The organism is Acidaminococcus massiliensis (assembly GCF_900095825.1).
GTDB lineage: Bacteria > Bacillota > Negativicutes > Acidaminococcales > Acidaminococcaceae > Acidaminococcus > Acidaminococcus massiliensis.
In genome coordinates, this window is record NZ_LT608315.1 from 1,067,838 (window position 1) to 1,094,551 (window position 26,714).

Sequence of the window (26,714 nt, forward strand, 5' to 3'; positions counted from 1 at the left end):
AGGAGATCATCATGCTGCGTCATAAAGTAGACATCAACGCTTTCCAAAAGGTCCTCCTGGTCCACAACCGCAATTCCGGAAAGCAAAATTTTTTCAATGGGATTCATAACAACGTGGAAAGCATCGCCCGGCAGCTCATGCGGCTGTACGGAGCAGAACGCTTCCAGTACGTGACGGTGGGGACTTTTGCGGAGACCCAGGCGGTGGGGGAAAAAATCTGTGCAGAAAAGATCCAGTGGGTCATCGTGGCTGGCGGGGATGGGACCCTGCGGGCCCTGGTGGAAGAATGTGTGGACCAGGATTACTGGCCCTATGTGAGCATCTATCCGGCAGGCACGGTGAATCTGGTGGCCAAGGAACTGATGCAGAAAACCGATGTCCACAACTGGATGTATCGGGTTTCCAAAGGCGTCACCACGCCGGTCTGCCTGGGCCGGGCCAACGACCGGATCTTCCTGACAGTGGCCGGGATCGGGGTGGATTCCATGGTGGTGCAGCAGGTGACCCCCAAAGAGAAAAAGTACCTTTCCACCCTGGCCTATGTGCGCCAGAGCGGACGGGTATTGGGGAACGAGATGCTTCTCCACAATTGGAAATACCGGTTCCAGGTGATGATCAACGGAGATGGGGTCTGGCATCAGGCCAGTTCTGTCATCGTGACCAAGAGCCGGTATTATGCTGGACGTTTTTCCCTGGTCAACGGCGGGTCCCTGTCCAATCCCACCATGCATGTCTGTCTCTTCACCAAGGGAAGATGTGTGGATTTCCTTCGGTATACGGCTCTGATTGCGGCGGATATGCTGACCCTGGACAAAAGCGTGGAAATCTATCCGGCCCAGCAGGTGGATATCCGCTGCAATGTGAAAAAATTTGCGGCAGAACTGGACGGGGATGCGGTGGTCAATTCGCCTCTGTCCCTGGTGCTGCTGCCCAAATCCTTAGAATTCATTTCCTGAGAGGCTGCTTGTGAAGAAGAAAGTGATTTACGGAGTGATCCTGCTCCTGTGTTTTGCAGCGGAAGCCTATTACCGCTGGAATTTTTTGAAAGAGATCGTGCCCTTTCCCTGGGCTGAATTCTGGTACCATACCCTGAACTATTTCTGCCGGGACCTGCTCCTTTCCTGGGTGGTCCTTTTCCTGTACGCCCAGCGGCGGCGCATCCGGGACCGGGTGGAACGGTATTTCCCCGTGGTGGTCACAGGGGTCCTGTATCTGGCGGATGCCCTGTTCATGGTGTCCTACCTGGAGCTGGATCCAGGCTTTATGACGGCTCTTTCGGTACTGGCCGGGCTCTTCAACAACATCGTGCTGGTGCTCCTGGCAGCCATGTGCTACCACCACTGGCCCAACCGGATCCTGAAGGCTGTCTATTTCCTGGTCTATTATGTGACCTGTATCCTGATCCTGGGGGATGGGATCTATTTCTGGAACACCTCTATGCATGTGGAAAGTGTCCTGTTCGACAACTTGAACATCTATGCTGCCAAGGGAATCTTCAGTACCACGGAAAACTGGCAGCTGGGCCTGATTGGCGCCGTGCTGCTAGCCTTCATCCCTCTGTTCCGGGTCAGCCGTCCCCGGCGGCATAAACCCAATCTGCCTTGGTCCCTGCTCTGTGTGGTGATCTTGGCTATGGGGCTCAATGGGGCGTATCTGTTGCTGGCGGAGGGTGTCTACCATGCGGCGGACAATGTAAGCGGGCTGGATATCGAAGTAGATATGGAAAAGAGCCGGAAGCCCACCCGGGCCATGGTGGCTTATCCCATCAATGTGAACTTTTTCCAAAAAGCCTTCTTCAAGACGGATAAGGTGGTCCATGATCCCTGGAAATACCAGGAACGGACTTTGACGGAGCAGGACCAGGCAGCTCTGACAGAATTGGGGATTTTGCCCAAATCCCAGGCTGTTCCCCGGAAACGGCCGGCCTATGACCGGGTGGTGATGCTGATCCTGGAAAGTGTCCATCGGGATTATCTCCATCACTACAATCCCAATATCCCTGCGGATGCCACTCCTTATCTGGATTCCCTGCTCCAGAAATATCCCCGGATCGATCATTACTATTCCTCCGCTGTGCCTACCACCCAGGGGCTCAATGCCACCTTCCGGTCCCAACTGATCTATGACAAGGATCTGCCGGGAGACAAACAGCCTTCCCTCTTCCGGAGCCTGCAGCAGGCCGGTTATGAAGGCTATTTCATCAATGCTTCCAGCCGCTACTATGCCAATGAATACCGGGAATATCCGGCCCAATTCGGCATGGAGCACTACCTGGCCAAAGAAGATCTGGGGAACATGGGCTATAAGGGAGCCAGCGGCTGGGGATTCCACAACGATGTGATGTATGATGTGGCCCTGAAGACCCTGGCAGAACACCGGGACCGGAAACTGTTCCTGGTGTGCAAGACCTTGGATATGCACCAGCCCTATCCCTATTACGGCTATACTTATGCGGAGATGCCGGAAGATGTCCGGGACAACGGTACGGCCACTGTCTGCGGCATGTACTGGGTGGATAAGACCATCCAGCATTTCTTCGAAGAAGCCTCGAGACAGGGGCTCATGGACGATCGGACCCTGTTCATCGTGACAGCGGACCACAATCCCCATTCCGGCGGGGAATACAAGACCCTGGTGCGCAATCCCCAGGATAAACAGAGCGTGGCACCCATCCCGGTCATCTTCATTTCGAAGAATCTGGCTCCGCTGGCAGAACTGGATGAGACCACTTACGCCAGCCAGGAGGATTTGGCGCCTACCCTGCTAACCCTGCTGGGACAGCCGGTGCCTCCGGAATTCTTGGGACGGGACCTGCTCCAGCCGGTACCCCATCCTTACGCCCTGGGGTATTTTGGGGGCAAGGCCTATTATTATTCCGCCGACCGGAACTTCGTAGCTACCCTGGATGAAGAGAAACCGGATACGGAAGAAAAAGATGCCCTGGCCAACTACATCATGTACGGCTATGTGAAGAGGCATATTGAGTTTATGAAGTAGGAGTTGATTGGTTGACTGAAATGACGCTTGCCAGGACCGGTACCTTCCGTTCCCGGCTGAAGAAAATCCTGGGGGTCATGATCCCTATCCTGATCACCCAGCTCTGCATCACAGGCATGAGCCTTTTCGATACGGTGATGAGCGGCCATGCAGGCACTGTTCAGCTGGCCGGGGTGGCCATTGGAACCAATGTGTGGATGCCGGTATTCACCGGACTCAATGGTATCCTCCAGGCCCTGACGCCCATCGTAGCCAACTATCGGGGAGCTCGGCAGCTCCAGAAGATTTCCGGTGCGGTGGTCAGCGGCCTGGCCCTGGCCTGTGCCCTGGCAGTGACAGTGATCGGCGCCGGTTCCCAGCTATTGCCCAGGATCTTGGACACCATGAGCCTGGCTCCGGAAGTCCGGACTGTGGCCTTCCGGTACTTGGGCTTTGTGGCCTGGGGCATCCTGCCGCTGTTTTGTGCCAACATCCTCCGTTCTTTTGTAGACACCATGGGATACACCCAGGTGACCATGCGGCTCTTCATCCTGACCATGCCGGTGAATGCTTGCATGAACTACATCTTTATTTTCGGCAAGCTGGGCGCTCCGGCCATGGGCGGACCGGGAGCCGGGGTAGGGACGGCCATTACCTGCTGGCTGCTGTTTCTCTCTTTTGCCCTGTTGGTGCTTCGGCTGCAGGTCTTCCGGGATTTCCATGTATTCCGGACCTCCGGTTTTTCTTTCCGCCATATCCGGGAACATCTGCGCATCGGCATCCCCATGGGCTTGGCCATCTTTCTGGAAACCAGCTTCTTTGGGGTGGAATGTCTGCTGGTATCCCGGTTCGGGACTGTGGCGGTGGCCGCCAACCAGGCGGCCATGAGCTTCTGCAACATGCTGTACATGGTGCCCCTGAGCTTTTCCCTGTCCCTGACCATCATCGTAGGAGCCTATGTGGGAGCCCGTGATTTTGTCCAGGCCAAGGCCTATGCAGATACGGGGCGGCTGTCCAACCTCCTGATCGGTGCCTTCTTCGGCTGCTGTTTGTTCCTGGGCAGAGGACTGATTGCCCGGCTCTATACGGCGGATCCCAATCTGATGGATCCCATCATGCACTTCCTGACTTTTGCCGTAGCTTTCCAATTCTTTGACAGCACGGCTGCGCCCATCCAGGGTGTCCTCCGGGGCTACAAGGATGTAAAGGCCACTTTTTATTCCGCCTTGGCGGCTTACTGGGGCATTGCCCTGCCCTTTGGGCTGTTCCTGGACCACGGGCTACACAAGGGCCCGGACGGTTATTGGCTGGGGCTCATTACGGGAATCTTCTTCTCCGCTGCTTTCCTGAGCCTGCGGCTGAGATATATGGAAAAGAAAAAAAGAGAGGCTGTTTGAGGCAGCCTCTCTTTTTCTGTCAACGGTCAATGGTCAGCGGCCGTTGATCGTTGACAGCTGACCGCTGACAGGTCTGTCGCTCTAGTGACAGATCCTTCCAGTTCACGAATCCCAGCCCAGTGAGGATATACGCCGCTCCCAGGATCCCTGCAGCGCCCAAGGTCTCGGCCAGGAACCAGTGTCCCAGACAGCTGGCAAACAGGGGATTGATGGCACAGTACAGACCGGCTTCTTCTGCTGTCAGGTACTGCTGGGCCTTGGGCTGGAAGGCAAACCCGAAGCAGCTGCATACCAGCACCTGGAAGGCTAGGGACTGCCAGGTCAGGGAAGCTTGGGGCAAGGGGATCCCACCCTCCAGTATTAGGGCGGCTCCGAAGCTCAGGAGCCCCATGAAACCCATGTGGAGCGTCCCTAGGGACAAAGGATCCGAGGTGTGGGACAGTTTCCCCATGGCAATGATGTAGCCTGCATAGAAAACAGCTGCCAGGAGAGCCCAGCCTTCTCCTCCGGCCAGAGTGAAACCGACGGTGCCGATGGTGAGGGCTGCTACTCCCAGCAGGATGAAGCCCACGCCCTGGAGGATCCGGGCACTGGGCAGGCGGCGGTACCATAGGGCCAGGAACAGAGGCACCAAGGCCAGAGAGAGATTTTCCAGAAAAGCCACTGTGTGGATCTCGGCTGTGAGCAGGCTCCGCATTTCGGCTCCCATGACGGCAAAAAGCAGCAGACCCAGACCCAGGCTCTTGGGTCCCAGATAGGCATCTTTTTTCCAGGCGCGGAGCAGATGACGGCGGAGCAGCAGGCCCATGACCAGAAAAGCCAGAGTGAACCGAAAGCCCAGAGCTTGGAAAGGAGCCAGTTCCTCCAGGACGAATTTGGAAAAGAGAAAAGCACTGCTCCGGGTCAGGATGATCAGAGCCATAAGGAATTTGGCGGCAGCAGGTTCCATACGAAGACCTCCTTGGTATTTTTTCTTTCTGGTTCCATTATAGAAAGAAATGGGTATTGCAGGAAGCGCATGTTATGCAATATACTGTTGCTAAATACGCAATACTAAGGGTAAAAAAACGGGAGGATGGATATGGATACGGAAAAATACCAAGCCCTGCTCCAGGCAGTGGAGCAAGGGAGCATCACTGCCGCCGCCCGGGACCTGGGGTATTCTCCTTCAGGTCTCACCCGGATGCTGGACAGTTTGGAACGGGACCTGGGGTTCTCCCTCCTTTTCCGCACGTCCCAAGGGGTGCAGCTGACCCGGGAGGGGAATCGGCTGCTGCCCGCCATCCGAGAACTCCTTTATTGGAGCCGGCAGATCCGGGAGGAAAGTGCCGGGATCCTTGGGCTGGAACAGGGAGAACTGTTTGTGGGCAGCTATTACAGCATCGCTTCCTGCTGGCTTCCAGAGATCCTCCGGGCCTTCCAGCAGGATTATCCTGGGATCCGGGTCCATGTCCAGGAAGCAGGGAACCAGACCCTCTTGGAAGGGCTCAGGGAACACCGGCTCAGCTGCTGCCTGTTCAGCCGCCACCGAGGATATCCAGGCGACTGGGTTCCTCTGTACCAGGACCGGCTGGTGGCCTGGGTTCCGGAAGACCATCCCCTGGCAAAGAAAAAGGCCCTCCTGCCGGAGGACCTGGAAGGCCAGCCCTTTATCGAACCCCTGCCCCAGCAGGAAACGGATACGGATCTGTTCTTGGCCAAATATCATATCCATCCCGATTTCCGGTTCACCTCCAGCAATATGTATACCTGCTGGACCATGGTGGAGGCGGGACTGGGGATCTCTATGGACAATGCCTTCAGCAGCCTCCGCTGGAGCGGTAGGGTAAAAGTGCTGCCCTTTGCCACTGAAGACCGTCTGGAACTGGGGATGGCCCTCCCTAGCTTGGATCAGGCATCTCCGGCTTTGAAGAAATTCTTGGAATATGTAAAAAAAGGGTGCTGCACGCAATGGGCAGCACCCTCCTGGGCATCTGACTCCTGATTCTAGCTGGGCAGCCGCCCCGCTTATCCCGCAAAATGGAACACCACGCCCACCACAGCCGAAGCCGCCAGGAAGGCGATGGGATGGACTTTTTTATAATGGTTGGTGAGCAGGAACAGGATCACTGCCAGCAGGATGGAGGGCAGGTTCAGCAGACCGGACAGGTTCCCTGCTTTCCAGGCTTCCGGATGGAGCAGGGTGACCCGGGCCACCAGGAACCCTGCTGCGGCGATCAGGCCGGCAGAAGCGGCCCGCAGGCCGTACATCACCGCTTTCACGTACTTGCTGTCTCCGAATTTCTTCAAGAACTGGGAGACGATGATGATCACGATGATGGAAGGCGTGATGAGTCCCAATGTGGCGATCACAGCTCCGGTCAGGCCGGCGATGTGATATCCCACATAGGTGGCTGTATTGACCCCGATAGGGCCGGGTGTGGATTCGGAAACGGCGATCATGTTCAGCAGATCCGTCTCCGTGAACCAGCCGGTAGCCGCTGAAAGCTTGGTCAGGAACGGGATGGTGGCCATGCCGCCGCCGATGGCGAAAAGGCCGATCTTAAAAAATTCATAGAAAAGTTGGAAGAAGAGTCCCATTACAATTCACCTCCTGCTTTTTTTGCAGACAGCCCCACGATCCCGGACAGGACCACCAGCCAGGCCGGAGAAAGATCGGAAAATAAGTTGATCCCCATGACCGTCAGGAACAGCAGAATGGTCAGCTTATCCACCAGGGCTCCCTTGGCCAGCTTCTTGATGGCGTTGAAGATCAGCACACAGACGCAGACCCGGATGCCGGCAAAGGCATCTTTGACGAATTGGATCTGGGCGAAATTGGAAAGAAAGGCAGCGATGACCGTAATGATCACCAGAGAAGGAAAGACCACTCCCAGGGTCGCAGTGATCCCGCCGGGGATCCCTTTCCGTTTCATGCCGATGAAGGTGGCTGTATTGACAGCGATGACGCCGGGGGTGCACTGTCCCACCGCATAATAGTCAGCCAGTTCCTCCTCCGTGGCCCAATGGTATTTTTCCACGACTTCCGCCTGGAGAATGGGCAGCATGGCATAGCCGCCTCCGAACGTGACTGCACCGATACGGGCAAATACCGTGAACAGTTGGATCAATTCATGCATAGAAACACCTCCGATGGCTCCAGTTTAACACGTGACAGGCAGGCTGTAAACGGGAACTGCAGGATTGGAATGAGAAAATAGGGGAATTTGGGCACAATGGAGCGGGGGAAGAAATTGTAGATTTTCCAAAACTGTACTATAATAAATCTGTATGAGTAAAAGACCAGATCGAAATCATAGAAAAAGGGAAAGAAATAACAGTTCCCTGGGCGGGAATCCCGCAGAAAGGCTTGTTTTGTGAAGACGTATTTACTGGCATTGAGCATATCGCTGATCATCAGCTGGGTCCTGACACCCTTTGTCAAGAAACTGGCATTCCGGATCGGAGCGGTGGACCGTCCCAACGCACGGAAGGTCCACCACCGGATCATGCCCAGGATGGGGGGGCTGGCCATTTATCTCGGGTTCATGGCGGCTGCCATCGCCAGCATGGAAATGACCCGGGACGTGGTAGGGATCCTGCTGGGCGGCACGGTGATCGCCCTGGTGGGGATCCTGGATGACATGTTCCAGCTGGCGGCCAAGGTCAAACTGGCTGGACAAATCGTAGCAGCCCTGGTTCCGGTATGTTTTGGAATCCGGATCGAATGGCTGAACAATCCGTGGGGCGGCTATTTTTATCTGAACTACCTTTCCATTCCCTTTACGGTATTCTGGATCGTCAGCTTCACCAATGTGGTGAACCTGATCGATGGACTGGATGGATTGGCGGCGGGGGTATCCGCCATCGCTTCTGTCACCATCATCATGGTGGCCCTGCAGCAGGGGCTGTATCCGGTGGCGGTCCTGACGGCCGCCCTGGCAGGGGGGATCATCGGCTTCATCCGGTACAACTTCAATCCGGCCACCATTTTCATGGGGGATACCGGGAGCCTGTTCCTGGGCTATATGCTGGCGGCCATTTCCATCTTCGGGGCCGTGAAGAGTGCGGCCACCATTGCGCTCTTGGTCCCTGCCATTGCGCTGGGGCTGCCCATCATGGATACGGCTTTTGCCATCGTCCGCCGCTATAAAAACGGACGGCCGATCTTCAGCCCGGATAAGGGACATATCCATCACCGTCTGTTGGCCATGGGCTTCAGCCAGCGGCAGGCAGTGATTTTCATGTATTTGATCAGTGCAGGGCTCTGTCTCACGGCAGTGCTCCTGACGGAAATGGAGGGGATCTATGCCATTGCACTGCTGGTATTCCTGCTGGCGGTGATTTTCATTGGTGCTAGGAAAATAGGGATTTTACAGGATAGATCATGAAATAGGGGCGAAGGAAAATGAACAAATTGAAAGTCATGACGATTTTCGGTACCCGGCCGGAAGCCATTAAGATGTGCCCGCTGGTACTGGAAATGAAAAAGTATCCGGATATGCTGGAACCCATCGTTGCGGTGACGGCCCAGCACCGGGAAATGCTGGATCAGGTGCTGGATCTGTTCCAGATCAAACCGGATTATGATCTGAACATCATGACCGCAGGCCAGACTTTGTATGATGTGACCAGCCGTGCCCTGATGGGCCTGAAGGAAGTCCTGGAACAGGCACAGCCGGATCTGGTCCTGGTCCATGGGGACACCACCACGACCTTTGTAGGGGCGCTGGCTGCTTTCTATAAGCAGATCCCTGTAGGCCATGTGGAGGCAGGACTCCGCACCGGCAACAAGTATTCTCCTTTCCCAGAAGAGATGAATCGGAAACTGACGGCGGCCATCACAGATTTCCATTTTGCACCTACGGCCAATGCCAAAACCAATCTCTTGAAGGAAAACATCAAGGAAGACGATATCTATGTGACGGGAAATACGGTGATCGATGCCCTCCAGGCTACGGTGAAGGATTCCTTTGATTTCCACAACCCCAAACTGGAGGAAGCCATCCGTTCTGATCATAAGCTGATCCTCATGACCACCCACCGGAGGGAGAATCTGGGGGTGCCCATGCGCCATGTGTACCAGGCTCTGAAGGAAGTCCTGAAGGACAATCCCCAGGCAGAAGCCATTTTTCCCATGCACAAGAATCCCAAGGTGCGGGAAGTGGCTGAGGCGGTCCTGGGAAAGATGGAACGGGTCCATTTGCTGGAACCCATGGATTATGAACCTTTTGCCAATCTGATGGCCCGGGTAGATATCGTCCTGACCGATTCCGGCGGCATCCAGGAAGAGGCGCCTGCCCTGGGCAAACCGGTCCTGGTGCTGCGCAGCACCACGGAACGGCCGGAAGCTGTCACTGCCGGTACGGTGAAACTGATCGGCACTGGGAAGGAAGATGTGTACGCTGCCACCTGCCGTCTCCTGAACGACGAGAAATACTATCGGTCCATGGCAGAAGCTGTCAATCCTTATGGGGATGGACAGGCTGCCAAACGGATCGTCACCTATCTGCTCCATACCCATGGGTATCCTGTGGATCTGATGCCGGAATTCCACGGGGGGCAGAAAAAGTAGCCGTCGATGGCTCCCTGGAAAAAAGGGCCGGAGCTCCAGCTCCTGGGAGGACAGCTCCAGAGTCTTTTCTGGAAACAGGTAGTGCTGGCTGGCTGCTTCCTGATCCTGGCCCTGATTTTGGGTGGGGACGCCAGGGGAGCAGCTTTGGGAACGGCAGCCGGACTGTCCGATACCTTCCAGATCCTGTGGGGGATCCGCCGGGGCATGCGGAAAGAACCAGCCCAAGCGGCTCTTGCCATGCACCGGACCATGTTTACCCGCATCGCCCTCCTTTTGTGCTGGACGGTCTTGGCTTTGCGGAACCGGTGGCAGCCGGTGCTGGTCCTGGCCGGGTTCCTGGTCCTGAATGTGGGCTTGATCATCCAGATGGCGTGCTGCCATCTTGGATGCCGGAAACCCTGAAGGTTCAGAGTTTCCGATAAAAAGCAGAAATTTTGTAAAGGAAGTGATAAGAATATGGGAATTGCAGAAGCTGCAAGTTCGGAAGTCATCCATTATGGGACTACAGAAGTCCTGCCGGGGATCAGCCTGAATATGCAGACGATCTATATGTCCTGGCTTACCATGCTGATTGTGGCAGCACTGGTCTTTGCCGCCACCCGGCGGGTACAGGAGATTCCCTATGGAATCCAGAATCTGATGGAAATGATCATCGAGTGGCTGGAAAAATTGATGGATGCCAACCTTGGTGTGGAAGGACGGCGGGTGGCTACCCCCTTTATCCTTACCCTGTTCCTTTATATCTTTGTAGGGAATGAACTGGGGCTGATGCCTTCTGTGGGTGTGCATCTTTCTTCTCCCACCAACGACATCAACGTGGCTCTGGGCCTTTCCATCACTGTGGCCATCGCTACCTACATCATCGGGGTCATCCAGCAGGGACCCAGGTATTTCAAGCACCTGGTCACTCCTTTCGCGCTGATGCTCCCCCTGAACATCATCGAAGAGCTGGCCAAACCGCTGACCATGGCCCTGCGTCTGTTCGGGAACATCTTGGCAGGGGAAATCCTGCTGGCCGTGCTGTATATGCTGGTACCCTGGGTGGTACCCAACCTGTGGGTCGGCTTCAGCCTGATCATAGGTTTTCTCCAGGCTTTCATCTTTACCATGCTGACCGTGATTGCCCTGGCTCCGATTTTCAAGCAAGTCCATTCCAATAAATAAAAGTCTGGAAAAAGAAAGGATGTAAAAAATGATAGACAACAATACCCTGATCATCGTCGCTTCCATTCTGGGAGCCGCTTTAATTGGCGTAGGTGCTTCTCTGGCGGCTACCAAAGGGGACTCCGCCGTGGCTTCCAAGGCTCTGGAATGCATGGCCCGGCAACCGGAACAGGCCGGCAGCTTCCAGGTCAATATGCTGATCGGTATCGGCCTGGTAGAATCCATCCCCATCATTGCTTCCGTTATCGCCATTGTGCTTGTATTTGCCAATCCCTTTGTCAAATAAGAGATTGGGGAGGGAACTTGGGGAGAAAGGAAGTGGTTGGGAATGGTAAGTATCAACTATACACTGATTGCGCAGGTAGTGAACTTCATCATCCTGCTCTGGGTGCTGGCAAAATTCGCCTATAAGCCGCTCCTGAAGGCCATGGATGACCGCCGGACCAAGATCGTCAAGGATATGGACCAGGCGGACCATGCCAGGAAGGAAGCAGAGGCACTGAAGGCGGAATATGTCACCCAGCTGAAGAATGCCAAAAAGGAAGCCAACGATATTATCTCCAAAGCCAATGCCATGGCCCAGGAACTCCATGATGAAGCCCTGGCCAATGCCCAGAAGGAACGGGAGGAACTGCTGGCTTCCGGGCGGCAGACGGTGGAGCTGGAAAAGAAGAAAGCCCTGCTGGATGTCCAGGAACAGATCATTGCCCTGAGTACGGAAATTGCCGGCCGGGTGCTGCAGGTAAAACTGGATTCGGCGGAAGACCAGAAATTGGTTGCCAAGATCACAGATGAAACCTTGGCCGAACAGAAAAAATGAGAAGTCCTTGGAAAGGAACTGTGGAGGCAGAAACAACCCATGAACAGCAAAAGCAAGGAAGCTCTGTGGAAACAGATCCTGGATCGCCTTACCCTTACCCAGGAGGACCAGACCCTTTTTGAAGGGGAGGACCTCCTGCCGGTGACGGTCACCACGGCCCGTCCTCTCACAACGGAAGAGGCAGGGCTGCTGCAGGAACTGCTGACAGAGAAATTCCATAAACCTGTAGAACTGCAGGAACAAAAGGTGGATTCCAAAGTGGTCGGAGGCGTACTGATCCAGTACGGAGACCACATTTTTGATGCCACCATGAAACGCCAATTGGAGAAAATGGATGCCATCATGAAGGCCATCCATCTGAATGACCAGGATTTGGACCAGACGGAAAAAATGACCGATGCTCTGGCCCAAGGAGTCAAGTCTTTCCACAATGACGTGGATCTGGAAGAAATCGGTGTGGTGGAAAAAGTCGGAGACGGGATCTGTACCGCTTCCGGCCTGGGCGGCGCCATGAGTGGTGAACTGGTGGCTCTCCATGACGGCGTCTACGGCATGGTCCAGAATCTTCGGGAAAACGAAGTGGGCATCGTGCTGCTGGGCGGCGCTACGGAAATCAAGGAAGGCGACATGGTGCGCCGGACCGGCGAAATCATGGAGATCCCTGTGGGAGACGCCATGCTGGGCCGGATCGTCAATCCGCTGGGGCTGCCCCTGGACGGCAAAGGAGCCATCAAGACCCAGGTCAAATACCCTATCGAACACCAGGCCCCGGGAATTGCTGCCCGTCAGCCGGTGGATGTCCCTCTCCAGACTGGGCTCAAGGCCGTGGATGCCCTGGTGCCCATCGGCCGGGGCCAGCGGGAACTGATCATCGGGGACCGAGGAACCGGGAAAACAGCCATTGCCATCGACACCATCCTGAACCAGAAGGGCAAGGATGTGATCTGCATCTATGTGGCCATCGGACAGAAAGCTTCTTCCGTAGCCCGGCTGTACCATACTTTTGAACAATACGGCGCCAGCGCCTATACCATGATCGTGGCGGCGACGGCTGCTGATACGGCTCCCATGCAGTATCTGGCCCCTTATGCCGGGGCTGCGGTGGGGGAATATTTCATGGATCAGGGAAAAGATGTGCTGATCGTCTATGACGATTTGAGCAAGCATGCGGTGGCCTACCGTGCCATGAGTCTGCTGCTCCGCCGTCCCCCTGGACGGGAAGCTTATCCCGGGGACGTATTCTATCTCCATTCCCGTCTGCTGGAGCGGGCCTGCCGCCGGAATGAACGCCATGGCGGCGGTTCCATGACGGCACTGCCCATTATCGAGACCCAGGCCGGGGATGTGAGCGGATATATCCCCACCAACGTGATTTCCATCACAGATGGGCAGATCTATCTGGAAACGGATCTGTTCAACTCCGGTATCCGACCTGCCTTGAATTCCGGGCTTTCTGTATCCCGGGTAGGGGGGGCGGCCCAGACCAAAGCCATGAAAACGGTGGCCGGCACTCTGCGCCTGTCCCTGGCCCAATACCGGGAACTGGCTGCCTTTGCCCAGTTCGGTTCCGATCTGGACCGGGAGACCAAGGCTCAGCTGGACCGTGGGGCCCGGGTGACGGAAATGCTGAAACAGGGACAATACCAGCCCCTGTCCATGGCCCAGGAAGTGGTTTCCCTCTACGCCGTGAACAACGGGTTCCTGGATGAAGTCCCGGTGGAAGATGTGACCCGGTATGAGCATGAAATGCTGGGGTATCTGAACAACCACTGTTCCATCATCCTGACCCGGCTGGAAAAAGAACAGAAACTGACCGATGATCTGAAAGAGGAGCTGGATGAGGCTCTGGATGATTTCGGGAAGATGTTTGCGCCTGGCACTGCAGGCGGCATGTAAGGGCAGGTGATCCTAGATGGCAAACACCAGTGGAATCCGTGCCCATATGAAAACCGTAGGCAGCATCAGCAAGATCACGGGCGCTATGCAGATGGTGGCTTCGGCCCGGATGCACCAGGCCCAGCAGAGAGCTGATGCCAGCCTGCCCTATGCGGAGAAGCTGAAGAGCATCCTCCAGGAAGCGGTCAGCGACCCGTCGGTGATGGCCCATCTGGATATGAAGGCCAATCCGCTCCTGGAAAAACGGCCGGTGTATAAGACCGCCTATGTGGTCATCGGGTCGGACAAGGGGTTGGCCGGTCCCTACAACAACAATATCGTCAAGTACACCGGGGTGGAGCTCCGGGGCAAAGAAGATTCGCCGCTTCTGGCGGTGGGCAAGCAGATGAAGATCGGCCTCAATCACTGGGGCTACCACATCGCTAAGAGCTGGACCGGTTTTTCGGAGAAACCGACTTTTGAAGCGGCTGAGGAAATCGCTGATTACGTGGAATCTCTTTTCATCCACCGGGAAGTGGACGAAGTGGACATCATCTTCACCTATTTCAAATCTGCCATGATCCAGATTCCCAAGACGGTGCCTCTGCTACCGGTGCAGCCCAAGGCGAAGAATGCCCTGGAAGTCCGTTCTCAGGAAGTCTGGTCGGAAGATGATCCCACGGATTATCCCACCTTGATCTTCGAACCGGAACCGGCCAAGATGCTGTCCTACCTGGCCCACTATTACCTGCGCAGCCAGATCTTCACGGCCCTGATCCAAAGCTCGGCCTGTGAACTGGCTTCCCGGATGACGGCCATGAGTACGGCTACGGACAATGCCCAGAACCTATTGGGGAAGCTGCAGGTCTACTACCAGAAGGTGCGGCAGGCCAGCATCACCACGGAAATCAATGAAATCGTCAGCGGCGCGGAAGCGTTGAAATAAGGGAGGCACGAATCGTGTCGGAAGAGCAGAAACAAGCAATCGACAAGGCCATTGCCCGGCTCTCTGCCAAGGCCAGAGGGCATGTGGGCAGAGTGGTCCAGGTGATGGGCCCTGTAGTGGATATCCGTTTCCCGGATAAAGAGCTGCCGGCCATTTACAATGCCATTGAAATCGATGCCCGGGCTTCGAAAGATATCCATGTACATCTGACTGCAGAAGTGGTCCAGCACATCGGGGACGATGTGGTCCGCACGGTGGCCATGAGTTCCACCGACGGACTGACCCGGAACATGGAAGCGGTGGATACGGGGAAACCCATCACCGTGCCAGTGGGGAAAGGCTGCCTGGGACGGGTGTTCAATGTCCTGGGTGAAACGGTGGATGATGATCCCACTCCGGTCCAGGCGGCCGATCACTGGCCCATCCACAGGCCGGCTCCGGATCTGGCGGAACAATCCACGGAAACCAAGATCATGGAAACGGGCATCAAGGTAGTGGATCTGATCGCACCCTATTCCCTGGGAGGGAAAATCGGTCTGTTCGGCGGCGCCGGCGTGGGCAAGACGGTGCTGATCATGGAACTGATCCACAATGTGGCTACCAATCACGGAGGCTATTCCGTATTTTCTGGGGTCGGGGAACGGACCCGGGAAGGGAATGATCTGTGGGGAGAAATGAAGGAATCTGGGGTCATCGACAAGACGGCCCTGGTCTACGGCCAGATGAATGAACCCCCTGGAGCCCGTATGCGGGTGGGGCTTACCGGCCTGACCATGGCGGAATATTTCCGGGATGTGGGCGGGCAGGATGTGCTGCTGTTCATCGACAACATCTTCCGGTTCATCCAGGCAGGGTCTGAAGTGTCCGCCCTTTTGGGGCGTATGCCTTCGGCCGTAGGGTATCAGCCCACCCTGGCCAACGAAATGGGGGCCTTGGAAGAGCGGATCACCTCTACCCGGAGCGGATCCATCACTTCCGTACAGGCTGTCTACGTCCCTGCCGATGACCTGACGGACCCGGCCCCGGCGGCTACCTTTGCCCATCTGGATGCAACCACGGTCCTGTCCCGTGAAATCGTAGAACTGGGAATCTACCCGGCCGTGGATCCCCTGGCTTCCACCAGCCGGATCCTGGATCCCTTGGTGATCGGCCAGGAACACTATGAAGTGGCCCGGGGCGTCCAGAAGATCCTCCAGCGGTACAAGGAGCTCCAGGACATCATTGCCATCCTGGGGATGGAAGAACTGAACGAAGAGGACAAACTCACCGTATCCCGGGCTCGGAAAGTCCAGCGGTTCCTGAGCCAGCCCTTCTTCGTGGCCCAGCAGTTCACCGGCCAGCCCGGGAAGTACGTCTCTTTGGCAGAAACCATCCGGGGCTTCAAAGAGATCCTGGAAGGAAAACATGATGACCTGCCGGAAAGTGCTTTCTATATGGTGGGATCCATCGACGAAGCCGTGGCCAAGGGCAAGAAACTGAAGGGCGAATGATATGGCCAAGTTAATGAAACTGGAAGTCCTCACACCGGAAAAACTTTTGGTCAAGCGGGAGGATATTTCCTATGTCTTGTTGAATACAGTAAATGGGGGCGTTGGGATCTTAGCCAATCACAGCCCGATGATCGCTGTGCTGGGGGAAGGGACCCTGAAGCTGCAGGATAAGGACAATCAGGTGATCCTGGTCTACGTAGAAGGGGGATTTGCGGAGGTCAAGGACAATCAGGTGGTCATCCTGACACCCAGGGCCCAGAAGGCAGAGAACATCGATGTGGCCAAATACCAGCAGATCCGGCAGGAAGCACTGGCCAGACTGGAGCATCCGGATGCCCTGACGGACGTAGAACATACTGAAAAAATCCTGCGCAGAGCGGAAGCGCGGCTGAAGACCGCGTCTCTTGCGGGTAAGGTACCCCCTTATCCGATGGGGGAATAGTCCCGGCAGGAGAGAAGGTCGTTGCAGCAGGCAGAGGGGGGATCCGCTGTGGACTTTATCAGCAAAATGGCTGCCAGTAAGATGGGGCAGCTGCGGCTGGAACTGGTCGAACTCAACGAGCGGCTGGCAGAAGCCACCAATGAAGAACAAATCCGTAAGCTCCGGAAGACCATTCAGGAAAAGGAAGTATATTACAATATCCTGGCGGACCGCCTGCGGACCCATACGAGGAATTTTTGAAGGAGGTGCCGCAGGCACCTCCTTTGTCAGCCAACCAAAAAGGAACCGCCCAGGCGATTCCTTTTTTCATTTCCCTCTATGGAAAACAGAATGTTCTATGGTATAATAGTCTAGTTATAAAAATGGACAGAGAAGTTGGAAGTTGGAAGTGGGAAGTTCCGTAGACATTAAGGGGGGTGCCGTACGGCTTGTCCAATGTGATTGCTTTGGTGGTCTGCTGTCTGGTGACCTGGGTGGTTTTCCTGGACAGCCACAGCATTGGGATGAAACACAAGAATCTCTGGGTCCTGGGGACATTCTTGCTCATGCCCCTGGTGGTTCCGCTGTACCTGATCAGGCGCGCACAGTTCCTGTATCAGCATCGGCTGACACCCCGGCAGCAGGCAGAGGCAAGGGCCAGAGAGATTTCCCGGAAACGCAGGGAAAAGGCGGAACGGGAAAAACAGCACTGGGAAGAGAAAAAGAGAAAACAAGCCCTGGAAGATCCAGCAGAAGCAGCCAGGAAAAAGAGCCTGCAGGAAAAAGAACAGAAGGAAATGCGCCTGCACCTGGATGAACAGCTGAGCAACCAGCGGAAACGGCATGCCAAGCTGTGGGGCATTCGCTATCATCAATGAATACAGAAAAGAGAAAGAGGAGCAGTGCTTCTCTTCCAGCAAGGAAAGGTGTGGAATCAGGAGTGGAGAAACTGGTGGTTAAGGGTGGTCATCACCTGAAGGGCACGGTACGGGTCAGCGGTGCCAAAAATGCGGTATTGCCCATCATTGCAGCTTCTGTCCTGGGGACGGAAGGCAGCACGATTTTGGAAGTCCCTGAATTGGAAGATGTCAGTACCATCTGCAAGGTGCTGGAGTGTTTGGGGCTGAAAGTGGATCATTCCACCCCTCATGCGCTGAAAATCGACAGCCGGCAAATCACCGGATGGGAAGCTCCCTATGATCTGGTCAGCACCATGCGTGCCTCTTTCCTGGTCATGGGTTCTCTCCTGGCACGGATCGGGCGGGCTAAGATTTCCCAGCCGGGAGGCTGTGCCATTGGCACCCGGCCCATCGATATCCATCTGAAAGGCTTCGAAGCCCTGGGTGCGAAGATCGAACAGGGCCATGGGTATATCGAGGCCTTTGCACCCCATGGTCTGGTGGGTACCACCATTTACCTTGATTTTCCCAGTGTGGGAGCCACGGAAAACTTGATGATGGCAGCTTCCATGGCCAAAGGGACCACCATCATCGAAAATGCAGCCCAGGAACCGGAAATCGTGGACTTGGCCAACTATATCAATGTGATGGGAGGCAAGGTCCGAGGGGCCGGGACTACCGCCATCCGGATCGACGGAGTAGAAAGCATGAAGGGCGGGGAACACACGGTGATCCCTGACCGGATCGAAGCCGGGACCTTTATGGTGGCCGGGGCCATGACCCAGGGAGATATCTTGGTGGACAATGTGCTCTGTGAACATATGAAGCCCCTGATCGCCAAGCTCCGGGAAGCGGGAGCTGTGGTGGAAGAAGGCATCAATGATGTCCACGTAGTGGGGCCGCGGAAAATCCAGCCCATTACCATCAAGACACTGCCATATCCGGGCTTCCCCACAGATATGCAGGCCCAGGTCATGGCCATGATGTGCATTGCCAAAGGCCAGAGCTCCGTGCTGGAGACCGTATTCGAAAACCGTTTCATGCATGTGGATGAACTGCTCCGGATGGGAGCCAATATCCGGACCAGCGGCGGACGGTCTGCTATTGTAGAAGGGGTGCCCAAGCTGTACGGCTGCCAGGTCCGGGCAACGGATCTGCGGGCTGGGGCAGCCATGGTGCTGGCTGGGCTGGTGGCTGACGGCGTGACGGAAATCACCGACATCTACCACATCGATCGGGGTTACGAAAATCTGGTCGCCAAATTGACCGGACTGGGAGCTGACATCCAGCGGGTCGGCTGATGCGCCATGAAACACACGGAAAAAAGTTTGTTTTCCCGGCTGTTCAACCCAGTGGATGTGGGCATCGACTTGGGAACCGGTTCTACCCGGGTGTTCATGAAGAATCGGGGCATCGTGCTGGAAGAGCCGTCAGTGGTGGCATTGGATCCCAGTACGGGCAAAACGGCAGCCATCGGCTCTAAAGCACGGGAAATGACGGGAAAAGGCCAGTGGGAAGTGGTCTGGCCCTTGGAAAATGGTGTCATCGCGGATTTCGATGCATCGGTGGGGCTCCTGGAAACCGTGCTGGATCGGGTAGTGGGGAGGAATCTTTTCTTTAAACCCCGGGTCATGGTCTGTGTCCCCACTGGGGTCACCGGGGTGGAACGGCGGGCTGTGACTGAAGCGGCACTCCTGGCCGGGGCCGCTAAGACTTATCTGATCGAAGGGCCTCTGGCTGCGGCACTGGGTGCCGAGCTGCCCATCCAGGAACCTAAAGGCCGGATGGTGGTGGATATTGGAAGCGGTACGACCAGTGCGGCGGTGCTGAGCATGGGACGAATCATCCAGGCGGCTTCTCTCAGGATGGGGGGAGAAGCTTTCAATGAAGGGCTGGTCCGTCATTTGCGGGATAGGCTGAACATCCAGATCGAAGGGAGCCTGGCGGAAGAAATCAAGCTGGAGATCGGAACGGTCAGCCGCCGGGGCCGCCGAGGCACCAAGATCATCCATGGAAGAGACAACATCACCGGGCTGCCCACATCCCTGCGTCTTTCCTCTCAGGATACGGTACGAGGACTGGGAGAACCCATCGGGCCCATCTTGGCCTGTATCCACAGCGTCTTGGAGAAGACACCGCCGGAACTGGCGGCAGATCTCTTGGAGACGGGAATCGTCCTTACCGGAGGCGGAGCCCTTCTGGAAGGAATGGATGAATGCATCGAAGCCGGGACCCATGTGCGGACCCGGGTGGCGGCCAATCCCCGGGAATGTGTGGCCCGGGGAGCTGGAATGGCCCTGGATGATTCTGCACTGTTGGAAATTTTGGAAGGAAAATAAAGGGGGTGTGCTGCCTGTGTGAAAATCACGCAGGCAGCACACCCCCTTTTCAGGAAAGGAACGCGATAGAAAACAATGAATCATAGTTACAGACAATGGATGGCACGATTCGTTTTGGCAGGTCTGCTGCTGACGGCTTCGCTACCAGCAGCCCAGGCAGCCAAGGTCAGCACCCTCCGGGGCGGAGTCACACCCAGCCGGGCCCGGGTGGTCATGGACTTGGATACGCCCCTTTCCTATACCTCCCGAGTGACGGGAAACCAGCTGATCATCGACTTGAAAGCCCGAGCCGATCGGACAGAGATGGTCCGGTTGCGGGACCCCCGGATCCAGAAAGCGTACCTGGAACCTCAGGGGAAAAACAGCCGTCTGGTGGTTGTTTTCCGGAAAAACGTCCCGGTCTACAAGATCTTCCTATTGAAGAATCCCCAGCGGCTGGTAGTGGATTTTCCCCGTTCCGGAAGTACCTCCGGAGGGAAGAGCGGACCGGCAGCCGGACGGTCCCAGTGGCTGGGAAAGGGCCTTACCTATCGGGAAAGCACTGTGGATCTGGGGGCCGGCCGGGTCAAGACCTATCTGCTGACCCTGGCTCCCAACAGCGATTTCCGGCTGGATTTCATCCCCGGATACGGCAGGACCATCCAGAAAGGGACACTGTCCATGATCCAGAAAAGGTCCGGTGCCGTTGCCCTGGTGAACGCCTCCTATTTCGACAGTGACATCTGGGTGGTGGGGAACCTGAAGATCCAAGACAAATGGCTGGGGATGGAGACCACGCCCCGTACCGGCCTGGTGCTGCCAGCCGGAGGCGTTCCTTCCATCCAGCCCGGGCTTTCCTATCACGGGACGGTGACCCGGCCGGACGGGAGGAGCTATTCCATCGGCGGGGTGGATCGGATGCGGCTGGCCGATGAACTGATCCTGTACAATGACGGCTATGATGACACCACGGATACCAACGCTTACGGTACGGAAGTGCGGCTGGAAGACGGGGTGGTCCGGGAAATCCGGAAGGGCGCAGGAGGCATGCCCCTGACGGCAGGCAGTACAGTACTCTCTGGGAATGGAGCGGCTGCCGCTTTCCTGAATGGGCTGCGCAAAGGAGATAAAGTGAGCCTGACCCAGACCCTGGGCAATCCAGAAGCGGACCAGGCCGCTTCTGTGGGGTCCGCCGGTCCTCAGCTGGTGCGGGATGGGCAGGTCCAGGTCACTAGCAGTGCGGAAGAAATCGCCCCGGACATTGCTCAGGGACGGGCTCCCCGGACCGGTGTGGGCATCAAGAAAGACGGCACGGTGCTGATCTTGGTAGCCGACGGACGTTCCCGCAGCAGTGCCGGGATGACCTTGGCAGAAATGGCCCGGTATTTCGTCCAGCTGGGAGCCGACCGGGCCATGAATTTCGACGGCGGCGGTTCCAGCGAGATGGTGGTCAACGGAAAGATCATGAATGACCCCAGCGACGGCAGCGAACGCCCAATAAGGGTGGCGTTGGGGGTGTTCAGGAAGTAAGTGCCGCCAGAGGCAGCACTTACTTCACTCTTGAGTCGGGAGTCTGAAGTCTGGAGCCGAATGATAAATTTGCAGGCAACAGCCCCCCTTGCATCTCCCCTCCCCTTCGGTATATAATAAACAAACGAAAGAAAAGAGGTGCTGATCATGTTACACAAAATCCTCAAAAATAGAAAAATATGGGCAGCAGCCTTGCTGATGGTTCTGTTGGCTTTGGGCGTTGCCCAGGCGGCTGGGGTCCAGCCCCAGAAAAGCAGCCTTTCCGGTCAGGTGGTTTCCACGGTATCCGTGGGGGCACAGGTGACGGAGGGGACTGTCTTGGTGACGGTCAAGACCTTGACGGGGACGGCTCCGGCCGCTCGTGCCAACTGCAGCGGGAAAGTGGTTTCCGTGGAAGTTTCTCCCGGCAGCCAAATCGCAGCAGACCAGGTAGTAGCCCAGATCCAGCCTTAAAGAGAGGCTGCCGGCCGTTCTGGTCTCCGGACTGGAGTTTTGGCCATTGATGACAGACCATGACAGAGGGTGTGAAAGACACTTTTCACACCCTCTTTTTTACAGGAGGAAATATGCATCTTTTAAAATGGAAGCGGATCCTGTTCCTGACCTTGGGCTGGCTGCTGGCTGCTGTTTCTCTGGCAGCAGCAGCCATTCCTACCATTGCCGTGGAAGAATTGAAACCGGGGATGAAGGGATATGGGAAAACAGTCATCCGGGGAGCGGATATCGAAACCTTTGATGTGGAAGTCCTGGGGGTCACCGGCACGGAAACCGGCGGGTACAACATCTTGATCAAGGCATCAGGTCCTCTCCTGAAAGAAAGCGGGGGCATCGCCCAGGGGATGAGCGGCAGCCCGGTTTACATCGACGGCCGGCTGGCTGGAGCCGTGGCCTATGGCCAGGCTTTTTCCGATCCCAACTACTGCTTCCTGACTCCCATCAATGAAATGCTCCGTCTGTTTGACGAAACTGACCCCCGGCCTTCCGTATTCCTGCCCAAGAGCACGCCGCTCATGGTCAGCGGCTTCACCGCTGACGGAGTGGCCCATCTGAACGAGGAACTCTCGCCGTTCGGGCTTACTTCTTATGCAGTGCCTGGAGGCACGGATGAACTGGACAGTGTCCAGCTGGAACCTGGCAGTTCCGTGGGCGTTTCTCTGGTCCGGGGAGATATGGTCATCGGTGCCATCGGCACCGTGACCTGGACCGACGATGAGGGACGGATCCTGGCCTTCGGGCACCCCTTTCTCCAGCACGGAGATTCCAACTATTTCATGACCAATGCCTGGATCTTTGCGTCCGTCCCCAACATCCAGAGTGCCTTCAAGGTGGGGACCCTGGGAAAGACACTGGGAAGGATCAGCCAGGACCGGCTCAGCGGCATTGCCGGCAAAGAAGGAGAAAATGCCCCCATCATTCCCATGTATGTTTCAGTGACGGACAAGGACCGGGGACTGCACAAAAGCAGCAATGTCCAGCTGATCACGGATGAGGACCTGGTGCCCACTTTGGTGGACGGCGTCACCTACAATACCGTAAGCATGGCCAAGGACCGGAAGGGCGGCGGGACGTCCCGGATCCGGTTCACCATTACGGCGGAAGGTGAAAAGGAAGGCCCCATCCGCCTGCGCCGGGAAAACATGTTTTACAGCGCCACGGATATCGGGAAACTGACGGATTCGGAGCTGAATGTGGCCACGGATATGCTCATGAACAACCGGTTCGACAAAGTGACCATCCAGGATATCAATGTGGATGTAGAAACCACTTCCGGCTGTGAAGTGGCAGAGATGCTGGGAGCGACGGCGCCGGCCACAGCTGTACAGGGAGGCATCCTGCCCATTACCCTGACTTTCAAACCCTACCGGTCGGAAGAAATCACCCGGACTGTCAATTTCAAAGTCCCGGACAAACAGCCGGCCGGCCCCATGAACCTGATTGTCCGCAGCGGCAATGCCACGGCATGGATCACCAAGGCCCTGTCCAGGAAGAACAGCCGGAACGGGGCCCAGGATGGAGGAGATGGGAACAGTGAGGACGAAACCGCCATGTTCCAGTCTTCCCAGCGGCAGTTCAGAGATTTCCTTACGGAATTCAACGATATGGATGCCAATAATGAAGTGATCGTGGATCTAATGCCCACCTATGGGGACGAACGGCCCAGCCGCCGGGCAGCTGCCCGTTCTGCAGCTGGGAGCGGGAATGCCATGGGCAGTGCCCTTACCGGCCTCCTGAAAGGCAGCAAGTACAAACAGAAATTCCCGCTGGATTTCATCATCACCGGGGAAAGCAATATTACCGTGGATGTGCAGAAGAGATAAAAGGGGGTGTGAAAAAATCCATACCTCAGGCCGCGGGCCGCGGCTCACGTTTTGCGGCTCGTGACCAAAGGGGCTGTGAAGAAATGAATTTATCGTTTCTTCACAGCCCCTTTTTCTACAAATTTTCATCTGGATAGGGTATAATAATCTGTATACTGTTACCATTAGTTTGCTGTGAAGGAGCTGTTTCCATGGGATACCGAGAACTTTGCCGCTGGGTCGGCCGGAACCTGGTGGATCTTTGTGCCCGTACCGGCCGTGTGGTCAAGCTGTTCCTGGAAACCTGCGCGGTGGCCAGAGCGGCGGACCGGCAGGAAGTCCTGCGTCAGATGGCCAAACTGGGAGCGGATTCCCTCCCCATCGTCAGCATGACGATCCTGTGTACCGGGATGGTCATGTCCGTCCAGACTGCCAAAGAATTCGTCCGCTTCGGGGCAGCGGATTCCGTAGGCGGAATCGTAGCCATTGCTATGGGACGGGAACTGGCACCCATCCTGACCGGGGTGGTGGTGGCCGGCCGGATCGGGGCAGCCATTGCGGCGGAAATCGGCACCATGAAGGTGACGGAACAGATCGATGCCCTGCGGGTCATGGCTGTAAGCCCCATCCGCTATCTGGTGGCCCCTCGGCTCCTGGCCATTGTCCTCATGATGCCCATCCTGGTGATCTATGCCAATCTGGTGGGGGACGTAGGAGGCTGGTTTGTGGCGGAGAATTATGCTGGGATCAGTTCCCACATGTTCCTGGAAAGCGTCCGGGGCTTCATCGAGCCCTGGGATATCATCGGGGGACTGATCAAGGGGGCTTTTTTCGGAGCCATCATTGCCATCATCGGCTGCCACAAGGGACTCACTGCCAAACAGGGAGCGGAAGGGGTTGGCCTGGCCACTACCAAATCGGTGGTGCTTTCCATCATCCTGATCTTCATCGCCAATTATTTCCTGTCCGTGATCCTGTATGTCCATGGAGGCTGAAATGGAACGACCAGTCATTGAATTTCAGAAAGTGGATATGTCTTTCGGACCCAAAGTGGTCCTGGACCAGGTGAGCTTTTCCGTAGCCAGGGGAGAGACCTTGGCGGTCATCGGTCCTTCCGGCACCGGCAAAAGCACCGTACTGAAGATCCTCATCGGCCTGCTGAAGCCGCTGGGAGGCCATGTGCTGATCCAGGGCCAGCCGGTGGAAAATGATACGGAAGCCCAGTGGAACCAGCTGCGCCAGCATATGGGCATGGTGTTCCAGTATTCCGCTCTGTTCGATTTCCTGGATGTGGGAGAGAACGTGGCTTTTGGGCTGCGTCAGCATACCAGCATGTCGGAAGACGCCATCCAGAAACGGGTGAAGGAGCTGCTGGAAGCGGTAGGCCTCGCCGGCAATGAGCATGTGTATCCGGCCCAGCTTTCCGGGGGCATGCAGAAACGAGTGGGACTGGCCAGGGCCCTGGCGCTCCAGCCGGATATCATCCTGTATGACGAACCGACTGCAGGGCTGGATCCCATCATGGCCACCAACATCAGCCAGCTGATCCTGGACACCAAGAAAAAACTGGGCATTACCGGCGTACTGGTGACTCACGACATGGCTTCCGCTTTTCTCTGTGCGGACCGGATCCTGATGCTCAGCCATGGCCATATCGCTTTCTCCGGGACGGTGGAAGAAGCCAGACATACCCGGGAACCCCTGGTGCGGGCGTTCCTGCGCAGTGATATTTTGGAGGACAAGGAGTAAAATGATGAAAGCAGATGAAGTCAAAGTCGGTGCAGTCACCTTGGGCGGCATTGTCATCCTGGCCCTGATGCTGACCTTCCTGGGGGTGTTCAGCTTTGCCGGGCGCACCTATAAGCTGAATGTGATGTTCGACGATGTAAACGGCCTGAAGGTGGGCAATGAAGTCCGGTTTGCCGGGGTCCCAGTGGGGAAGGTGGATGACATCATCGTGGACGGATCCAAGGTGAAAGTGGTCATGAAAATGGATGAAAAACAGAAGATTCCCCGCAATTCCCAGTTTGCCATCGGCATGGACGGGGTCATGGGGACCAAATTCGTCACCATTGCGCCTCCCAAAATCGCTACGGGCCTGGTATTCAAAGCTGGAGAGACCATTACCGGCCAGCAGGCAGGGGGCATCGACAAACTGATGGATTCTTCCGGACGGGTCCTGGACAAGCTGGAAGTGGTGGTAGATGCCTTCAGCAATGTGTTCGGCGACAAGAAGGTCCAGAAATCCATGCGGGAAGGTTTTGTCCAGACCGGGGAAGTAGCCAAGAATATGAATGACTTCACCAAAGCCTTGGCCACTATGGCCCAGCAGAATCAGGGAGATATCCATACCATGGTGGGACAGATGAAGGAAATGTCCATCCACATGAACAGCATCATGGATAAGGCGGATGCCAATGGGGCGACAGGCCAGAATGTGGCTGCCATGGCGGCCAATATGGCGGATGCCAGCAAGAAGATCCAAAATACGGCGGAGGCCCTCCAGAATGTGGTCACCGACCCTCAGACCCAGCAGGACCTGAAAGAGACCATCCACCATGCCAAATCTACCACCGTAAAGGCGGATAAGATCCTGGGAGTGGTCACCGATGCCCAGGTCCAGGCGGATGTGCTCTACAACGACAAAAAAGGCAAATGGCGGACGGATATGGGGGTGAAACTGCCCCTGAAGGAAGACAGTTATGCCTATCTGGGCGTTTCTGACATCGGCGACCGGGACAAGGTGGATTTCCATTATAACAAAAAGCTGAACAAATACATCTGGGGCCGGGCCGGAGTCATGGAAGGAGAATTCGGTGTAGGGGCCGATTGGGTCCTGTCACCGAAATTCAAGCTGTTCACCGACTTCTACGACTTCGACGATGCCAAGCTGAAAGTGGGCGCGGAATGGGCTTTCAGCCCGAATTTGTCTTTGATCGGAGAGAGCATGGATGTGCTGGATCACGGGTCCGATACGGCTTATCTGGGTATCCGAGCCAGATTTTGATAAAAGTTTAAGAAGTGTTT

General features: G+C 56.2%; 27 protein-coding genes. 24 read left to right on the forward strand and 3 right to left on the reverse strand.

All coding sequences use genetic code 11. The annotated features are described in order from the left end of the window. Nucleotides 1–11 precede the first annotated feature (11 nt). Genes BQ2657_RS05290 through BQ2657_RS05300 form a run of 3 tightly spaced genes read left to right on the forward strand, consistent with a single transcriptional unit; the run spans nucleotide 12 to nucleotide 4,373 of the window. On the forward strand, nucleotides 12–956 hold the full coding sequence (locus tag BQ2657_RS05290) for a diacylglycerol/lipid kinase family protein (protein WP_075579687.1): 945 nt from the start codon (nucleotides 12–14) through the stop codon (nucleotides 954–956). 10 nt (nucleotides 957–966) lie between these two features. Continuing rightward, the gene (locus tag BQ2657_RS05295) at nucleotides 967–2,997 is read left to right on the forward strand and encodes an LTA synthase family protein (protein WP_075579688.1); all 2,031 of its coding nucleotides are present in this window, start codon (nucleotides 967–969) and stop codon (nucleotides 2,995–2,997) included. Nucleotides 2,998–3,017: 20 nt separating this feature from the next. Continuing rightward, the gene (locus BQ2657_RS05300) at nucleotides 3,018–4,373 is read left to right on the forward strand and encodes an MATE family efflux transporter (protein ID WP_075580998.1); all 1,356 of its coding nucleotides are present in this window, start codon (nucleotides 3,018–3,020) and stop codon (nucleotides 4,371–4,373) included. 19 nt (nucleotides 4,374–4,392) lie between these two features. Here the strand turns inward: BQ2657_RS05300 and BQ2657_RS05305 are convergent, their stop codons facing one another. Continuing rightward, the gene (locus BQ2657_RS05305; protein ID WP_075579689.1) at nucleotides 4,393–5,322 is read right to left on the reverse strand and encodes a DMT family transporter; all 930 of its coding nucleotides are present in this window, start codon (nucleotides 5,320–5,322) and stop codon (nucleotides 4,393–4,395) included. A 132-nt stretch (nucleotides 5,323–5,454) separates the two neighbouring features. Between BQ2657_RS05305 and BQ2657_RS05310 the strand changes: the two genes are divergently transcribed. Further along, nucleotides 5,455–6,357, forward strand: coding sequence for a LysR family transcriptional regulator (locus BQ2657_RS05310; protein WP_075579690.1), 903 nt, complete (start codon nucleotides 5,455–5,457; stop codon nucleotides 6,355–6,357). A gap of 23 nt (nucleotides 6,358–6,380) precedes the next feature. On the opposite strand, the gene BQ2657_RS05315 is transcribed toward BQ2657_RS05310, so the two are convergent. Further along, on the reverse strand, nucleotides 6,381–6,953 hold the full coding sequence (locus BQ2657_RS05315) for a chromate transporter (protein WP_075579691.1): 573 nt from the start codon (nucleotides 6,951–6,953) through the stop codon (nucleotides 6,381–6,383). Beyond that, nucleotides 6,953–7,492, reverse strand: a complete 540-nt coding sequence (locus BQ2657_RS05320) for a chromate transporter (RefSeq protein WP_075579692.1) — start codon at nucleotides 7,490–7,492, stop codon at nucleotides 6,953–6,955. Before BQ2657_RS05320 ends, BQ2657_RS05315 begins: the two co-directional genes overlap by 1 nt. Nucleotides 7,493–7,729: 237 nt before the next feature. Here BQ2657_RS05320 and BQ2657_RS05325 point away from each other — a divergent pair, with 237 nt between their 5' ends. The 20 genes from BQ2657_RS05325 to BQ2657_RS05420 all read left to right on the forward strand — a co-directional run bounded on the left by BQ2657_RS05325 (nucleotide 7,730) and on the right by BQ2657_RS05420 (nucleotide 26,694). Beyond that, on the forward strand, nucleotides 7,730–8,743 hold the full coding sequence (locus BQ2657_RS05325) for a glycosyltransferase family 4 protein (RefSeq protein WP_075579693.1): 1,014 nt from the start codon (nucleotides 7,730–7,732) through the stop codon (nucleotides 8,741–8,743). 17 nt (nucleotides 8,744–8,760) lie between these two features. Further along, nucleotides 8,761–9,927, forward strand: a complete 1,167-nt coding sequence (gene wecB, locus BQ2657_RS05330; RefSeq protein WP_075579694.1) for a non-hydrolyzing UDP-N-acetylglucosamine 2-epimerase — start codon at nucleotides 8,761–8,763, stop codon at nucleotides 9,925–9,927. A gap of 6 nt (nucleotides 9,928–9,933) precedes the next feature. After that, on the forward strand, nucleotides 9,934–10,329 hold the full coding sequence (locus BQ2657_RS05335) for a hypothetical protein (RefSeq protein WP_075579695.1): 396 nt from the start codon (nucleotides 9,934–9,936) through the stop codon (nucleotides 10,327–10,329). A gap of 54 nt (nucleotides 10,330–10,383) precedes the next feature. Further along, a complete protein-coding gene (atpB, locus tag BQ2657_RS05340; RefSeq protein WP_075579696.1) occupies nucleotides 10,384–11,091 on the forward strand; it encodes a F0F1 ATP synthase subunit A in 708 nt (235 codons plus the stop codon). 28 nt (nucleotides 11,092–11,119) lie between these two features. After that, nucleotides 11,120–11,377: an ATP synthase F0 subunit C gene (gene atpE, locus BQ2657_RS05345; RefSeq protein WP_075579697.1), complete on the forward strand. Its 258-nt coding sequence runs from the start codon at nucleotides 11,120–11,122 to the stop codon at nucleotides 11,375–11,377. 42 nt (nucleotides 11,378–11,419) lie between these two features. After that, nucleotides 11,420–11,911, forward strand: coding sequence for a F0F1 ATP synthase subunit B (gene atpF, locus BQ2657_RS05350; protein WP_075579698.1), 492 nt, complete (start codon nucleotides 11,420–11,422; stop codon nucleotides 11,909–11,911). Between the two features lie 39 nt (nucleotides 11,912–11,950). Continuing rightward, entirely contained in the window at nucleotides 11,951–13,807 is a 1,857-nt protein-coding gene (gene atpA, locus BQ2657_RS05355) for a F0F1 ATP synthase subunit alpha (protein ID WP_075579699.1), read from the forward strand. Between the two features lie 16 nt (nucleotides 13,808–13,823). After that, entirely contained in the window at nucleotides 13,824–14,732 is a 909-nt protein-coding gene (gene atpG / locus BQ2657_RS05360) for an ATP synthase F1 subunit gamma (RefSeq protein WP_075579700.1), read from the forward strand. A gap of 50 nt (nucleotides 14,733–14,782) precedes the next feature. Continuing rightward, complete coding sequence (atpD, locus tag BQ2657_RS05365; protein ID WP_261796537.1) at nucleotides 14,783–16,222, forward strand: F0F1 ATP synthase subunit beta; 1,440 nt, start codon at nucleotides 14,783–14,785, stop codon at nucleotides 16,220–16,222. 13 nt (nucleotides 16,223–16,235) lie between these two features. Further along, nucleotides 16,236–16,664, forward strand: a complete 429-nt coding sequence (atpC, locus tag BQ2657_RS05370; RefSeq protein ID WP_232709014.1) for an ATP synthase F1 subunit epsilon — start codon at nucleotides 16,236–16,238, stop codon at nucleotides 16,662–16,664. A gap of 48 nt (nucleotides 16,665–16,712) precedes the next feature. After that, nucleotides 16,713–16,904 carry a hypothetical protein gene (locus BQ2657_RS05375; RefSeq protein WP_075580999.1) on the forward strand — a complete coding sequence of 64 codons (192 nt, stop codon included), beginning with the start codon at nucleotides 16,713–16,715 and terminating at the stop codon, nucleotides 16,902–16,904. Between the two features lie 188 nt (nucleotides 16,905–17,092). Continuing rightward, nucleotides 17,093–17,521 carry a hypothetical protein gene (locus tag BQ2657_RS05380; protein ID WP_075579703.1) on the forward strand — a complete coding sequence of 143 codons (429 nt, stop codon included), beginning with the start codon at nucleotides 17,093–17,095 and terminating at the stop codon, nucleotides 17,519–17,521. 62 nt (nucleotides 17,522–17,583) lie between these two features. Then, nucleotides 17,584–18,843: a UDP-N-acetylglucosamine 1-carboxyvinyltransferase gene (gene murA, locus BQ2657_RS05385; protein ID WP_075581000.1), complete on the forward strand. Its 1,260-nt coding sequence runs from the start codon at nucleotides 17,584–17,586 to the stop codon at nucleotides 18,841–18,843. 6 nt (nucleotides 18,844–18,849) lie between these two features. Then, nucleotides 18,850–19,881 (forward strand): rod shape-determining protein, encoded by a 1,032-nt coding sequence (gene mreB / locus BQ2657_RS05390; protein ID WP_083236185.1) that lies wholly within the window; start codon nucleotides 18,850–18,852, stop codon nucleotides 19,879–19,881. A 99-nt stretch (nucleotides 19,882–19,980) separates the two neighbouring features. Then, entirely contained in the window at nucleotides 19,981–21,390 is a 1,410-nt protein-coding gene (locus tag BQ2657_RS05395; protein WP_232709015.1) for a phosphodiester glycosidase family protein, read from the forward strand. A 198-nt stretch (nucleotides 21,391–21,588) separates the two neighbouring features. Further along, the gene (locus tag BQ2657_RS05400) at nucleotides 21,589–21,843 is read left to right on the forward strand and encodes a biotin/lipoyl attachment domain-containing protein (RefSeq protein ID WP_232709016.1); all 255 of its coding nucleotides are present in this window, start codon (nucleotides 21,589–21,591) and stop codon (nucleotides 21,841–21,843) included. Nucleotides 21,844–21,956: 113 nt separating this feature from the next. Then, nucleotides 21,957–23,708, forward strand: a complete 1,752-nt coding sequence (locus tag BQ2657_RS05405; protein ID WP_075579706.1) for a SpoIVB peptidase S55 domain-containing protein — start codon at nucleotides 21,957–21,959, stop codon at nucleotides 23,706–23,708. A gap of 191 nt (nucleotides 23,709–23,899) precedes the next feature. After that, nucleotides 23,900–24,682, forward strand: a complete 783-nt coding sequence (locus BQ2657_RS05410) for an MlaE family ABC transporter permease (RefSeq protein ID WP_075579707.1) — start codon at nucleotides 23,900–23,902, stop codon at nucleotides 24,680–24,682. A 1-nt stretch (nucleotide 24,683) separates the two neighbouring features. Beyond that, a complete protein-coding gene (locus BQ2657_RS05415) occupies nucleotides 24,684–25,436 on the forward strand; it encodes an ABC transporter ATP-binding protein (protein WP_075579708.1) in 753 nt (250 codons plus the stop codon). 1 nt (nucleotide 25,437) lies between these two features. Further along, nucleotides 25,438–26,694, forward strand: coding sequence for an MlaD family protein (locus BQ2657_RS05420; protein ID WP_232709017.1), 1,257 nt, complete (start codon nucleotides 25,438–25,440; stop codon nucleotides 26,692–26,694). The last annotated feature ends 20 nt before the right edge of the window (nucleotides 26,695–26,714 follow it).